Source organism: Mariniradius sediminis (assembly GCF_021491425.1).
Classification (GTDB): domain Bacteria; phylum Bacteroidota; class Bacteroidia; order Cytophagales; family Cyclobacteriaceae; genus Mariniradius; species Mariniradius saccharolyticus.
In genome coordinates this window covers 15,076-28,183 of sequence record NZ_JAKEVZ010000014.1, presented here as the reverse complement: position 1 = coordinate 28,183, position 13,108 = coordinate 15,076, and the positions used below count along the sequence as shown (strand labels likewise).

General features: G+C 46.3%; 13 protein-coding genes. 4 read left to right on the top strand and 9 right to left on the bottom strand.

The features are described from left to right. Window positions 1-2 precede the first annotated feature (2 nt). Window positions 3-2,165: a xanthine dehydrogenase family protein molybdopterin-binding subunit gene (locus L0U89_RS16450; protein WP_234862512.1), complete on the top strand. Its 2,163-nt coding sequence runs from the start codon at window positions 3-5 to the stop codon at window positions 2,163-2,165. Between the two features lie 184 nt (window positions 2,166-2,349). Here L0U89_RS16450 and L0U89_RS16445 read toward each other — a convergent pair whose 3' ends face one another. The 7 genes from L0U89_RS16445 to L0U89_RS16415 all read right to left on the bottom strand — a co-directional run bounded on the left by L0U89_RS16445 (window position 2,350) and on the right by L0U89_RS16415 (window position 8,899). Then, window positions 2,350-4,386, bottom strand: a complete 2,037-nt coding sequence (locus tag L0U89_RS16445; protein ID WP_234862511.1) for a glutamine--tRNA ligase/YqeY domain fusion protein — start codon at window positions 4,384-4,386, stop codon at window positions 2,350-2,352. A gap of 115 nt (window positions 4,387-4,501) precedes the next feature. Continuing rightward, window positions 4,502-4,849, bottom strand: coding sequence for a hypothetical protein (locus tag L0U89_RS16440; RefSeq protein WP_234862510.1), 348 nt, complete (start codon window positions 4,847-4,849; stop codon window positions 4,502-4,504). 158 nt (window positions 4,850-5,007) lie between these two features. After that, a complete protein-coding gene (locus L0U89_RS16435; RefSeq protein ID WP_234862509.1) occupies window positions 5,008-5,739 on the bottom strand; it encodes an SDR family oxidoreductase in 732 nt (243 codons plus the stop codon). Beyond that, window positions 5,736-6,353: an NADPH-dependent F420 reductase gene (locus tag L0U89_RS16430; RefSeq protein WP_234862508.1), complete on the bottom strand. Its 618-nt coding sequence runs from the start codon at window positions 6,351-6,353 to the stop codon at window positions 5,736-5,738. Before L0U89_RS16430 ends, L0U89_RS16435 begins: the two co-directional genes overlap by 4 nt. Before the next feature lie 27 nt (window positions 6,354-6,380). Further along, window positions 6,381-7,316 (bottom strand): bestrophin family protein, encoded by a 936-nt coding sequence (locus L0U89_RS16425; RefSeq protein WP_234862507.1) that lies wholly within the window; start codon window positions 7,314-7,316, stop codon window positions 6,381-6,383. Window positions 7,317-7,320: 4 nt separating this feature from the next. Next, complete coding sequence (locus L0U89_RS16420) at window positions 7,321-8,121, bottom strand: DUF481 domain-containing protein (protein WP_234862506.1); 801 nt, start codon at window positions 8,119-8,121, stop codon at window positions 7,321-7,323. 13 nt (window positions 8,122-8,134) lie between these two features. Then, entirely contained in the window at window positions 8,135-8,899 is a 765-nt protein-coding gene (locus L0U89_RS16415; RefSeq protein WP_234862505.1) for a type 1 glutamine amidotransferase domain-containing protein, read from the bottom strand. A 119-nt stretch (window positions 8,900-9,018) separates the two neighbouring features. Between L0U89_RS16415 and L0U89_RS16410 the strand changes: the two genes are divergently transcribed. The 3 genes from L0U89_RS16410 to L0U89_RS16400 all read left to right on the top strand — a co-directional run bounded on the left by L0U89_RS16410 (window position 9,019) and on the right by L0U89_RS16400 (window position 11,205). After that, the gene (locus tag L0U89_RS16410) at window positions 9,019-9,366 is read left to right on the top strand and encodes a winged helix-turn-helix transcriptional regulator (RefSeq protein WP_008628963.1); all 348 of its coding nucleotides are present in this window, start codon (window positions 9,019-9,021) and stop codon (window positions 9,364-9,366) included. A 9-nt stretch (window positions 9,367-9,375) separates the two neighbouring features. Continuing rightward, a complete protein-coding gene (locus L0U89_RS16405) occupies window positions 9,376-10,521 on the top strand; it encodes a cysteine desulfurase family protein (protein ID WP_234862504.1) in 1,146 nt (381 codons plus the stop codon). A gap of 75 nt (window positions 10,522-10,596) precedes the next feature. Beyond that, entirely contained in the window at window positions 10,597-11,205 is a 609-nt protein-coding gene (locus L0U89_RS16400) for a Uma2 family endonuclease (protein WP_234862503.1), read from the top strand. A gap of 75 nt (window positions 11,206-11,280) precedes the next feature. On the opposite strand, the gene L0U89_RS16395 is transcribed toward L0U89_RS16400, so the two are convergent. Then, window positions 11,281-11,892, bottom strand: coding sequence for a nucleotidyltransferase family protein (locus L0U89_RS16395; protein WP_234862502.1), 612 nt, complete (start codon window positions 11,890-11,892; stop codon window positions 11,281-11,283). Further along, window positions 11,885-12,997 carry an XdhC family protein gene (locus L0U89_RS16390; protein WP_234862501.1) on the bottom strand — a complete coding sequence of 371 codons (1,113 nt, stop codon included), beginning with the start codon at window positions 12,995-12,997 and terminating at the stop codon, window positions 11,885-11,887. The genes L0U89_RS16395 and L0U89_RS16390 overlap by 8 nt, the downstream gene beginning before the upstream one ends. Window positions 12,998-13,108: the final 111 nt, after the last annotated feature.

Here is a 13,108-nt window from a genome sequence, read left to right as displayed (position 1 = left end):
TCATGGCAACAATCACAGATACAAAAAGAAGGGATTTCCTGAAAATGGCTGCTACGGCCACGGGAGGCTTGTTCATTGGTTTCGGCTGGTCGAGCTGCGACTCGCCAAAGGTGAAGGTGCTTAGCACAGACGAGATTCTGGCACAAGCCAAGAACTTCAATGCCTATCTTTCCATTTCCCCAACCGGAGACGTAGTGATCTATTCCCCAAACCCCGAATTGGGACAAAACATCAAGACCTCTTTTCCCATGGTCGTTGCGGAGGAATTGGATGCGGATTGGTCCAAAGTCAGAGTACTCCAAGCCAACTTGGATACTGAAAAATATGACAGGCAGTTGACCGGCGGTTCTGGTGCGATGCCTCATTCTTGGGAAAGACTCAGAAAAGCAGGTGCGACCGCAAGACATCTTATGGTGGCAGCAGCGGCCAAAACTTGGCAAGTTTCAGCCGAAGAAATCACCGTTGAAAACGGGATTATTTCCCACAAAGGAAGTAGCAAAAAGGGACATTTTGGGGAGTTTGTGGCAGAAGCATCCACAATGACAGCTCCTGAGGATATCAAACTTAAAGAAAAGAAGGATTTCAAGATCATTGGAACTCCGGTCAAAAACGTGGATTCCAAGGACATGTACACTGGCAAGCCTCTGTTCGGATTGGACTTCTACCGCGAAGGAATGGTCAATGCCATGATCCAACGTCCACCGTTCGGAATGAAGATTAAGGCTGTGGACGAGTCTGCAGCAAGGGCGGTTCCAGGAGTATCCGACGTGGTGGTCATCGGCAACAGTGTTGCTGTGGTCGGTGAAAAGACCTGGCCGCTGATGAAAGCAAAGAAACTGCTTCGAGTCGAATACGAACCCGATGGCTCTGTAGAAAGTACAGCAGACCATGACCGGCTTTTCCAACAGCTTTTGGCAACGGGAAAAGCTGATGTCAAGAGGAAAGATGGAAATGTGGACGCAGCATTCAAGTCGGCGGCACAAGTTGTCACAGCGGAATATCAGTGTCCATTCCTTGCACATTCGCCGATGGAGCCGGAGAACTTCTTTGCACATGTACAAGGCGACAAAGTGGAACTGGTTGGGCCTACCCAAACCCCGGACCGGGCAAGACAGGACACAGCACAATTGTTGGGAATCCCACCAGAAAACGTAACGGTTCAGATCACGAGACTTGGAGGAGGATTTGGCCGAAGGCTTCGGACTGATTTTGCTTTGGAGGCCGCGCAGATTTCCCAAGCTACAGGAAAACCGGTGAAAGTGACCTGGAGCAGGGAAGATGAATTGACAGGAGGTGCCTATAGACCAGCGGTACGGTACAGGTTTGAAGCTGCATTGGATGCTGAGGGCAATATGATCGGCTACAAACTCAGGGGCGTTGGTATGAATGCCGGGAACTCCACTCGGGAGAACAACTTCCCATCGGGCGCGGTCGATAACGTGCTGATCGAATCAATCGACCACAAATCCAGCATCACAACCAACGCTTGGCGTGCGCCGATTACCAACTTTTTGGCTTATGCGGAGCAGTCTTTCTTAGACGAAGTGGCCTTAGCCGCCAAAAAGGATCCAGTGCAGTTTAGGTTGGAATTGCTGCAAAGGGCAAAAGCCAATCCAGTTGGCGAATTGGGCTATGATGTGGACCGTATGATCGGCGTCGTGAAAACAGCTGCTGAAAAGTCGAATTGGGGTAAAAATCCTGACGTGCAGCAAGGATTCAGTGTTTATTTCTCACACCGATCCTACGTTGCCCAAGTGGCGGATATCGTGATGGAAAACAATACACCAACTTTGAAGAAGATCACTGCAGTGACGGATTGCGGTATGGTTATCAATCCCACTGGTGCAAACCATCAAGTGCGCGGCGGCATCGTAGATGGCATGGGACATGCAATGTATGGCAACCTTACCTTCGAGAATGGCTTGCCGAAACAACGGAATTTCGATACCTATCGCTTGATTCGTCTAAAGGAAGTTCCAGAAATAGATGTTCACTATGTGGATAGCGGTTTTGATCCAACTGGATTGGGTGAACCGGCGCTTCCTCCGACAGGTGGAGCGATTGCCAATGCAATATTCAAAGCAACGGGTAGAAGGTTGAGAAGCCAGCCATTTATCGAGCAAAAGGAATTTTCTGATATCCGACTGGAAATACGAAGAGCTTAGATTCGAAATTTGTTGGATTGGAAAATTCGAAATTTCTTTTGAACCAAACCAATTGTTGAAATGCAAAAAAGCCTCCGAGTTGAATTTGGAGGCTTTTTGCTTTTCTTTTTTATTTTTTCTCTGCTCTCGAAAAACCCTGATTTTTCAACCTTCAAAATTTGTAATTTTCCGACTTTGAAATCTCTCAATTCAACTTTTCAGCTTCAGTCCGAAGCATCTCATTTTCATCCGCTTTTCCAGCAAGGATAAAATCCAGGGCTGCCTGTGTTTTTGCTTGACCTTTGTTCAACAGCACGCCCAAGGCCAACATTACCGCGATCCGTGTCCCTACTTTTTTGGCGGGCGTGTCAAAAAGCGCCTCAAGTTCCTCATAGCTAACTTCCTCTGCGAATACTTTGATCGAATTGATCGCAGATTCCAACTTATCGCCGGAAAGATTGGTGAGCTTTTTCCCAATTTGTTGAATCTCGTTCAAAGCCTTTTTTTGTCCTTGTTGTTGAGCTGCTGCTTGTGGTTTTGGTTGGGCCTGGGTTGGCGTTTGGACGTTTTGCTTTGCCCAAGTGTCCTTCAGTCCAACAGTCTTATTGAATACCAGATGCCCATTCTTTGAATCCGGGTCAAGTGTGAAGTAGCCTAATCGCTGGAATTGGTACTTGCTATCCATCGTGGCATTTGCCAGAAATGGCTCCAAGTAAGCTTTTTTGATCACATTCAGTGAGTTGGGATTGATAAACTCCATGAAACTTTTCTCCTCGTGTGCATCCGGCGCCTCATCCAAAAACAGGCGATCATATTCCCTGACTTCTGCGGTGATGGCATGGGCGATGGAAACCCAATGGAGCGTTCCTTTTACCTTTCGCTCACTGGCTTCGGTTCCGCTTCCAGATTTGGAATCCGGATCGTAGGTGACATGGATTTCCAGGATATTTCCCGCTGCATCTTTAACTACTGACTCACCTTTGATGATATAGGCACTTTTTAGACGGACTTCATTGCCAAGCGAAAGACGGAAAAAGTTCTTGCCGCCATCTTCCTTGAAGTCCTCCCGCTCGATGTACAATTCCCTAGAAAAAGGGACTTCGTGACTTCCTGAATTGGCCTCTTCCGGGTTGTTTTCCAAATGCAGGATTTCTGTTTGGCCTTCTGGATAATTGGTAATAACCAGTTTCACAGGATTGAGCACCGCCATCACACGGGTAGCGGTTTGGTTCAAATCCTCTCGGATACAAAACTCCAGCAAGGAAACATCGGTCACATTATCCCGTTTGGCGATACCCGCCAAATCACTGAATTTGCGGATGGAGGTCGGCGTGTAGCCTCTTCTTCTAAGACCCGAAATGGTTGGCATGCGTGGGTCATCCCAACCTGAGACAATATTCTTTTGGACAAGTTCAAGAAGCTTTCGCTTGCTCATCACCGTATAGCTCAGATTTCTCCTTGCAAATTCCCTTTGCTTTGGTCTCAGCAGCGAAGTATCATAGATTTGATCCAAATACCAATCATACAGCTCCCGATGTGCCCTAAATTCCAAGGTACATAGGGAATGCGAAACCTGCTCGACATAATCGGATTCACCGTGTGCCCAGTCGTACATGGGATAGATACACCATTTGTCACCTGTGCGGTGGTGATGGGCATTGATGATGCGGTACATGATGGGGTCACGCATATGCATGTTGGGCGAAGCCATATCGACCTTCGCCCTCAGTACATAGCTACCCGCTGGAAATTCCCCGTTTTTCATCCGGTTGAAAAGATCCAAGCTCTCGGCGATTGGGCGATTTCTGAAGGGGCTTGCTGTTCCCGGACTTGTCGGCGTGCCTTTTTGCGCAGCGATTTGTTCGGAAGTTTGATGGTCTACATACGCCTTGTCATCCTTAATCATCTCCACAGCCCAATCATACAACTGTTGGAAATAATCCGAGGCATAGCATTCGTTGGCCCATTTGAAACCAAGCCAAGCAATATCCCGCTTGATGGCGTCTACGTATTCTTGTTCCTCCTTGGAAGGGTTGGTGTCGTCAAAGCGTAGGTTGACAGGCGCATCGTACTTTTCCCCCAAACCGAAATTCAGGCAAATGGAAGCAGCATGACCGATATGCAAATAACCGTTGGGTTCTGGAGGGAATCGAAAACGGAGCTTTTCCTGCGGAAAACCGTTTGCCAAGTCTTCTTCGATGATATGTTCAATGAAATTAAGGGATTCTGTAGATTCTTTCATGGTCGAATTTGATGCGCCAAAAATACTTCAATTGCGAGGAATTACAACCAAAAACCATCCCCGACAAATCCTAAATATTCTTTTGTTTAACATCTCATATCTCATGTCTCAATTCTCAGATTTCATCCATCCCGCGCTCCGGCCAATAGGGACCAATCAACTTGAGCTTACTGTTGGCCTCGTCGATTTCGAATTGAACATGGACACTGTCGCGCTCTTGCTCATGGATGGCAAGACAGGCGTTGAAAAACACCAAATCAAAATCCAAGATCAACGACCCACTTGTGCGAGAAGAAAATTGGGGTCCCGATTTGAGTTTGACGTTTTCAGCGACAGCACCTTGCTTTTTATAATAATAGGAAAGAAAAATTCCAAGATCCATTTCCTTTTCGCACAATAGCTTGGAGATGGATTGCTCGGAAATGCTATCAAAGGGAAAATCAAATGTCCAGGTTTCTTGCATTTATTTAAAAAGGTTAGGCTTTGCTTACGCCAAAATTACCAAAACTAACCTTAAGCGCCCTTGTAATAATCGCAAAAAGGCGGATTGAACATCAAAACTGCTCGGCCCATACGATTTTCCGACAAACAATGGCTTGGAAATTGGCTCAGAAAGTCTTTTCACCATGGATGCGGTATGCCGTCGTAATTCACAAAACTTCCTGAATTTTCTAGCCTAGCTTTTCCGAGTACATTTTGGATGATCAATTTGACGGATTCTTCGGGAGTGAACTCCGCCTTTTGGCCTCCCATATCTGTTTTGACCCAGCCGGGATTCACATTGAGGCAGATAATACCATCGCGCGTTAGCTCAAATGCCATTGATTTGTTGAGCACATTCAGCAGGTTTTTGCTGCCGACGTAGCCATAGTGTCCACCGAAGCGGAGATTGGTAACCGATGCCAACCAGCTTGAAATATTCAAGACCACAGGTTGTTGGCCTTTTTTTAAAAGCCAACGGAAGTGTTTTACGACTAGCAGGGGTGCGATGCTGTTGATATGGATGACTTTGAGCATTTCCTCGGCATCCAATTGGTCCAGGTAAAAGGCCTTGGCCATTTTATCTTTATCAGCATAATCCTTTGGATTGACCCCGGCGTTGTTCACGATCAGGTCGATCCTACCAAACATTCCGGCGGACCAGGTCGCCAATTCAGCCAATTGGTCTTCGTTGGTGACTTCCAATTCCCTGGGATAAATTACTATATCCTGCTCGTTAAGTATTGCAGCAGCTGCACGGGCCTTTTCAAAATCCCTTGCCGTCAGGATGACCTTGTAGCCGCATTTTGCCAATTGCCTACACCATTCGAATCCAAGCCCTTTGTAGGCGCCGGTCACCAAGGCTATTTTCACCTTTTCAAAAGTTTAAATCCGATTTCCCGTCCTTGTCCTTGGAACATGGCCAAGTTGATCCAAAACCAGGCGAATTGTTCCATCAACTCGAATTTGTCATTGCCACCGATAGGATAGCATTCCCCAAATCCCGCGTCTTTGGCCAATTGGATGGCTGCGGCTTTCCCCTTTTCACTGTCTCCGGCAACAAACATGTCAATGGCCTGATTGTCATAAACAGGGTTGATCATATTGTTGAAACCAGTAGTATTGAAGCATTTGACGACATCTCTGGTCTGGGTATTCGCCAGAATTGCCGCTGCGGTAGTTTTGAATCCCTGTGGTCCACGTCCCATGACAATGTTCATGGCGTCAATGATGATTTTGCCGGTGGTGTCCCCTAAGGATTGGGCAACCTCGGCGGCGGCTGGAGCGGGCGTTGCGATCAAGATGATGTCAGCTTGTGTTACAGCCTCGCCCACCGTATGTGCAGTGGTATTTGGATTTTTCAGCAGTTCTTTTCCCTTGAAGTTCGTAAGATTCTGCACACCCAAAAAAATCTGATGCCCTGCCTTGGCCCATTTTGTTGCAAGTGCGCCGCCTACATTTCCGGTTCCGATGATTGCGATTTTCATATGATGGTCGGTTGATTGATGTTTAATTTAGTACAAATACCCTTCAAAAGGCTTGGCAGGTGCGGGAAGATCCTTTTCGCCAAGCATTTCTCTCAAGTCCCGTTCAATTGTTATGCAAAGTGCCGTCAATGGTACATCTGTGATTCGGTTTTCAAATGGATCCTCGTTAACCTCGCCGACCTTAGCCAAGATCGCAAATACGAAGGAAATGATCAGCGTAACGGGAATCACGAGATAGCCAATTTCCATGCGGCCAAAGTCGCCGATCAATGAAAACGGAAGCAAAAGCATAAAGGCGTAAAGGAATAGCCTTGTGAAAAAATCGTATTGGCGGAGTAGGGGCGTGTTTTTGATCCGCTCGCAACTTCCCTGGTAGTTAGCCAAAGCAAGTAGCTGCCCCTCCATTTGAAAGGAATCAAATCCTCCCAATGTGCCATTGGCCATGGCCTGATAGATTTTTCTTCCCATCATCAGCTGAAGAAAATTGGGCTTGTTTTGACTATTGGTCAAAGCATCAAAGTCATCTGAAGAAAGATAAGTTTGGAGTTCTTCCCAATTATCCTGTTTTCTCAAGTGAAGCCTAAGTGCGTGTACCCAAGCGATACAATACCACACCATTTCCTTTTTGAAGGATTCGCTTCGTTCCTTTTCGTAATTGGACTGATGGGAATGACTGTCCGTAAACGTGATAATCAACCTGGCCAAGATTCTGCTTGAGTTAACGATTCCGCCCCAAAGGGTCCTTGCTTCCCACCAGCGTCCATAGGAGCTATTGTTCCGAAAGGCAATAAAAATCGCTAAAGCACTTCCGAGGATAGCTGAAATGGAAAAGGGTAATGCAATAGCGCTTATTTTGAATTCAAAAATTATCCAGACCAGGATGGAAACCAGAAATGAAAATATAATCTCTTTACGGACATATCCGAAAACCTTGATCGGGTTGAAATTTCTTTTGAGGATCATAGCGTCAATTTTTCTTGATTTGATAGCTCAGGCCGAAGGTGAGAATTCGATCCACCTGCCGGACTTTTGAAGTGACTACCTGCTCGTAGGTGTAGGTATATTGCAACGCGGCGGCGAGACCCTTCCAAACAGGCAAGTCGATTCCCATCTCCAAGGAAGCGCGGTTGTTGGGTACATCTTCGATGCCTGGTTGCCAATAGGCGGTATAGTAAAGCCTTACTTTTTGCTCAAATAATCTATGCCAACCAGCCAAATAAACCGTTCCCCTCCAGATTGGGATGGAGCTGCGCCCATTGTAAAAGCCTTCATTGAATTGATCGTCTCTAAAGGAAGTATTTTCATAAATCAGACTTCCTGATAGCTTGAGATTGTTTTTGGAATGTTGGATTATCTGCCAAGTGTATCCCGCACCCCCGAAAATCCTATGCTTGATTTCCCTCCGAAAATTGGTCTGAATAAAAACCATGGCAAACGGATAGTATGTGCGAAAAGGTTTGAAATACAGGTAGTTTCTGCTGTTGATATCATTGTCAACTTTGAACCCACTGAATTCTTGGTAAAGGCTGTTGTTTTGGCTTTTGAATACCAAGGCTTTGTTGGTATTACTGACGACATCCAACCTGCCCCTCACAATCAGCAAATCCACGTTTCCTTTTTGCGAAGCCCCCGTTACACCTGTACGAAGTTGGAAACTTGCCGTATCGCTTTCATTCAATTGGGCCTTGGCAAGGAAGGTAAAGGAATAGAGGAAAAGGCAAATCAGTAGCCTTTTGTCTTTCAAAAAACGTAAATCCTTTGCCTCCATTCCTTACATGAAATTATTTGTTGAGTATTTCCACGACCATTTCAGCCGCAGCAGCGCCTGAGTTTTGTTGTTGGCCGGTAATCAGATTTCCGTCTTTGATGGCATAAGAAGCAAAGGGTGCTGCTACTTTAAAGGTTGTTCCCTTGATTTTTCTGGCCTCGTTTTCTATCCGGTAGGGCTGAATTTTCATTCCTACCGCCTGATCGGCAAATTCCTCCTCCGAATCTGCGAATCCTGTCCAGGTTTTTCCAGCTACCAACAATTCCCCGTTGGACTTTTTCGCCTCCAAGAGCAGGGTAGTGGAATGGCAAACAGCTGCACTTGGTTTGCCGGCTTCATAGAAAGCGACAAATAGTTTTTCCAATTCTTCGTTTCCTCTGAATGTATACATCGGACCTTGTCCACCAATAAGGAAAATAGCATCAAAGTCTGCTGGATTTACCGCTGTAAGCTTTTTGGTGTTTTCCAGCATGGCATTGAATTCAGGCTTCTGCATATAGCCTAGAGAAATCACGTCATGGGCTGAGTAACCGCTCGGATCGGTAGGATTGGAGTAGCTGTCCATTTCCAGTTTACCACCTTCCGTGGACACCAACTCCACTTCGTATCCTGCCTCTTGGAAAACCCGCAAAGGATGGGTCAACTCCGCGATCCAAAAGCCAATCGGCCAACCTGTTTGTTTGGAGATGGATGGGGAACTAGCCACCATAAGAATCTTGCCTTTGGATGGCGCACCGTGAAAGTGCACGTAGTTTTGTCTTTCTTGAATCTGGGTCATGATCGTAACTTTTTTGTGTTGAGGATGAACAAAGTTTGGTTTTTACACTACCTTTGACAATATACTTACCCAAGTTCACGATATGCACCTTTTGGTGAGAAATGGAAAAATGACTCATTATGCCTGATTTTATATTTAATAAGAAGCTGTACTACAATCCTGTCGAGTTTGCGATGGACAGGATAGGAGGGACCTGGAAAATGCCCATACTTTGGAGATTGAAAAATCGCGTGATGCGTTACGGAGAGCTGAAGAAGGACATTCCTCACATTACGCACAAGATGCTAACAAGCCAGCTAAGGGAATTGGAGGAAGAAGGTTTTATTGTCAGAAAAGTTTATCCTGTCGTGCCTCCGAAGGTGGAATATTCGATTACAGAACGTGGATTATCCGCCATTCCGATCATTGACACGATCCGCAACTATGGCCTACAGTTGATGAATGAATTTGGAATTGATCATAAATAACCGAAAGCCATGGACTACCCGATCTATCTGGACTACAATGCTACAACTCCCTGCCATCCTGAGGTATTGGAAGCGATGTTGCCTTGGTTTTCACAAAATTTTGGAAATGCAGCAAGCAACAGTCATGCGTACGGATGGGTGGCGGAAGATGCGGTAGAGCGTGCGCGGGAACAAGTAGCGCGGCTGATTGGGGCCAAGCCTAAGGAAATCATTTTCACCTCTGGGGCGACTGAATCCCTCAATTTGGCCATACGTGGGACCTTTGAACACTATTCAAATGAAAGGCAACACTACATCACCTGCAAAACAGAACACAAAGCGGTATTGGACAATTTCCAAAAACTCGAATCCCTTGGCGCAGAAGTTACCTACCTGGATGTTGATAGCGAGGGTACCATTGATTTGGATGAATTGAAAAGGCAAATTAAGCCTGATACTAAAATGATTTGCCTGATGTGGGCCAACAATGAGACGGGGCACCTCCATCCGGTTTCGGAAATCGCCAAGATCGCGGAGGAAGCCGGGATCATTTTTTGCACCGATGCAGTACAAGCTGCGGGTAAAATCCCCGTGTATACGCAGGGAATACACCTGATGGCTATTTCGGCGCACAAGATATATGGGCCAAAAGGGGTTGGCGCGCTCTATATCCGTCACAATCATACCCTGCCAAAACCCCTTCCAATCATCCTTGGAGGTGGGCATGAAAAAGGTTTTCGGAGCGGCACGCTCAATGTGCCAGGAATAGTAGGCTTCGGGAAAGCTGCCGAAATCAGATTGAGAGAAATGGCGAAAGAAGGGGAGAGGCTACGTGTACTGCGCGATAAATTGGAAATCGAGCTTCTAAAGATACCTGGAACACATTTAAATGGTAGTCGCGAAAACAGACTGCCCCACGTCTCCAACATAGCCTTTGAGGGTGTAGAAGGTGAGGAATTGCTCAAACAATTGAACAGAAAAATCGCAGTGAGTTCAGGTTCGGCGTGTACGAGTATTTCACCAAAGCCATCACACGTCCTTTCCGCCATGGGCCTTCCCGCTGACTTGGGTAGGTCGTCCGTACGTTTTTCCCTTGGAACAAACACTTCGGATGCGGAGGTCCAAAACGCCTTGGATTGGGTGAGACAGGTGGTAGGTGAGTTAAAGGGTATTTGAGACTTTAATTGATATTTTGCAACGATTTTTTTAAGATGTATCGTTCAAGTGTTTTGGTATCAGTATATTTAAGGTATGGAATCCAAAAAGCCAGATATTGTCAATGAACCCGAAGCCGAATATGGAATGTATTCGTACGCTGATTATTTGACTTGGCAGTTTGATGAAGTAGTCGAGCTCATCAGGGGAAAGATTTTCAAAAAAGCTGCGGCTGCACCGAAGCGAATTCATCAAAAGGTATCAGGAGAACTTTTGATTAGGCTTGGTATATTCTTGAAGGGTCAAAAATGTCAGGTATATGCAGCACCTTTTGACGTGCGTTTTCCAAGGAAATCAAAAGATGACCGCAAGATTCATGACGTGGTGCAGCCTGACATCTGTGTCATTTGCGATCCAGAAAAGCTCGACGAAAGAGGTTGTATCGGTGCGCCGGATTTGATCGTGGAAATCCTTTCTCCTGGCAACAGCGAAACCGAGCTCAGGCACAAATTCAGACTCTATGAATCCCACGGCGTGAAAGAATACTGGATCATCCATCCCGAAAACCAGAATCTACTGATCTACACACTGGTTGAGGGAAAGTATCAGACAACCCGCCTGCTTACTTCCGGAGATATCGTGGAATCTATGGCTATCAGCGGGTTCAAACTGGATTTAGAGGACTTTTTCAAGGATATCGACTGAAACCGAAACCCAGCTTCAAAATCCCGTCGGCTTTCAGGCTGTCATTCAGAGAGCAAAAAAATCCAACTCAATCCCTCAGACTCCACCTGGTTCGTTTTTGTTTTCATTCTGCAAACCCTGATAATCTACAGGGGTATCGATGTCGATGATACCTTTCGGGAAGTCTAGTTTTTCTACGACGTGAGGGTTGGCAGCAATCAGTTTTCTGGCTCCCTCTTGTCCTTGGAGCGAGAGCAATGAAGGAAACATTTCCCACGAAAAAACGGCGGGCACGCCCACGGTATCTCCATACGAGCAAGCGACAATTGTGCTTCCACTTTCTTGTTGCTTTTTGACCAATTCTTTCATCAGAAAATGGTCCACATAGGGTTGGTCGCAAAGGGTAATCAGCACGCTGTCGAACCGCCTATCATCGGCCAAAGCTTCAACGCCCGCCCGGATGCTTGAGGCCATGCCACTTTGCCATTGTTCATTGATGATGACCACGGTGCCATCCAGTTTGGTTCTTTCCGCAATCAATTCATGGTTGGCGCCAAGGACAACTACCACAGACGCGGCTTTTGTCGACAATGCTTCATCGATCATGTGTTGAAGTAGGGTTTTTCCCTTGTACTCCAACAACTGCTTTGGCTGACCCAATCTAGAGGAGCCGCCGGCAGCCAAGAGCATGATTGCAGTTTTATCCATGGATTGGGCCATCCTTTTCCCTGAGATGAATGGGTTTCTTTCGATTGAGGACAGTGCGGATTTCACTCAGGACAGAAAGCGCGATTTCCTCCGAGCCTTCCGCCCCGATATCTAGGCCGAGCGGGGCGTAAAGGTTTTCCTGTGACACGGCAATACCTTTTCCCGCCAATCGTTCGAATAGCTTCTGGAATTTCTTTTTTGGACCCAGGATGCCAATGTAGGGGAGATTTTCTGACTGGAGTTTTTCAAGAATAACCGCTTCATAGTCAAAATTATGGGTCATGAGCAGGGCGACTGTAAATGGATCAAAATCAAGGGCGTCAAGTACCGAATCGGCAGGTCCTACAACGATTTGGTTCACAGTTCCGAACCTTTGCTTGGTCGCATGGTTTTTTCTTCCATCCAACAGAACAACCTGCCAGCCCAACAAATCCGCCATTTTTGCCACCGGTATCGTATCGTTACCTGCACCAAAAAGCAGTATGCGTATAGCCGGCCTGATTGGTTCGATAAAGGTGAAAAATCCGTCAGTGTTACTTAGATTTTGTGTAGCAAGTTCCTGATTTCCATTTAAATAATTTACTTTTTCCAATACGAAATTGAGGAGATCTTTGGATACCATTTCAGGCTTACCGATGAACTCATTGTCGAGAAAAATGCCGAAGGTCCCAATTTGCTCCGACCGCTGGTTTTCCAGTGAAACGGTGGTCACGATCCAAGAAACGGATCTCGTTTGTATGGTCTTTTCCAAAAGTGCGACGGGATTATTGGGGTCATCGAAATCCACGGGCTCGATCAAAACCTGAATGATACCGTTGCAACCCAGTCCAATACCGAATTTTTGGTCATCCTCGTCCGTCGTATCGTAAGTGACCACCATGGATTTTTGTTGGAAAATCACTGTTTGCGCTTTCCTGAGTGCGTCACCTTCCAAACACCCCCCCGAAATAGCACCGACCAATTCGCCTGACTCCGTCACCAGCATCCTTGCCCCCGGTCTCCGATAGGCCGAACCGTCCACTTTCACCACAGTCGCCAAAGCCACCCTTTGGTTCACGGATTTGCTGTTTCTATATGCATCTACAATGCTGTCGAATTCCCTCATACCTTAGAAATTTGGGGTAATCTATCGTTTTTTGTCCAAAATTAGACCTGAATATCCAATTCAGGCAGTATTTCCGGGACCAGTTGCACAATAAAATAGACAGCGGAAACC

Excerpts from the sequence above, each read along its gene's own strand:
- L0U89_RS16410 (WP_008628963.1), top strand. The coding sequence starts at position 9,019 with ATGCCTGATTTTATATTTAATAAGAAGCTGTACTACAATCCTGTCGAG.
- L0U89_RS16430 (WP_234862508.1), bottom strand. The coding sequence starts at position 6,353 with ATGAAAATCGCAATCATCGGAACCGGAAATGTAGGCGGCGCACTTGCA.
- L0U89_RS16405 (WP_234862504.1), top strand. The coding sequence starts at position 9,376 with ATGGACTACCCGATCTATCTGGACTACAATGCTACAACTCCCTGCCAT.
- L0U89_RS16445 (WP_234862511.1), bottom strand. The coding sequence starts at position 4,386 with ATGAAAGAATCTACAGAATCCCTTAATTTCATTGAACATATCATCGAA.
- L0U89_RS16415 (WP_234862505.1), bottom strand. The coding sequence starts at position 8,899 with ATGACCCAGATTCAAGAAAGACAAAACTACGTGCACTTTCACGGTGCG.
- L0U89_RS16450 (WP_234862512.1), top strand. The coding sequence starts at position 3 with ATGGCAACAATCACAGATACAAAAAGAAGGGATTTCCTGAAAATGGCT.
- L0U89_RS16390 (WP_234862501.1), bottom strand. The coding sequence starts at position 12,997 with ATGAGGGAATTCGACAGCATTGTAGATGCATATAGAAACAGCAAATCC.
- L0U89_RS16420 (WP_234862506.1), bottom strand. The coding sequence starts at position 8,121 with ATGGAGGCAAAGGATTTACGTTTTTTGAAAGACAAAAGGCTACTGATT.
- L0U89_RS16400 (WP_234862503.1), top strand. The coding sequence starts at position 10,597 with ATGGAATCCAAAAAGCCAGATATTGTCAATGAACCCGAAGCCGAATAT.
- L0U89_RS16395 (WP_234862502.1), bottom strand. The coding sequence starts at position 11,892 with ATGGATAAAACTGCAATCATGCTCTTGGCTGCCGGCGGCTCCTCTAGA.
- L0U89_RS16425 (WP_234862507.1), bottom strand. The coding sequence starts at position 7,316 with ATGATCCTCAAAAGAAATTTCAACCCGATCAAGGTTTTCGGATATGTC.
- L0U89_RS16440 (WP_234862510.1), bottom strand. The coding sequence starts at position 4,849 with ATGCAAGAAACCTGGACATTTGATTTTCCCTTTGATAGCATTTCCGAG.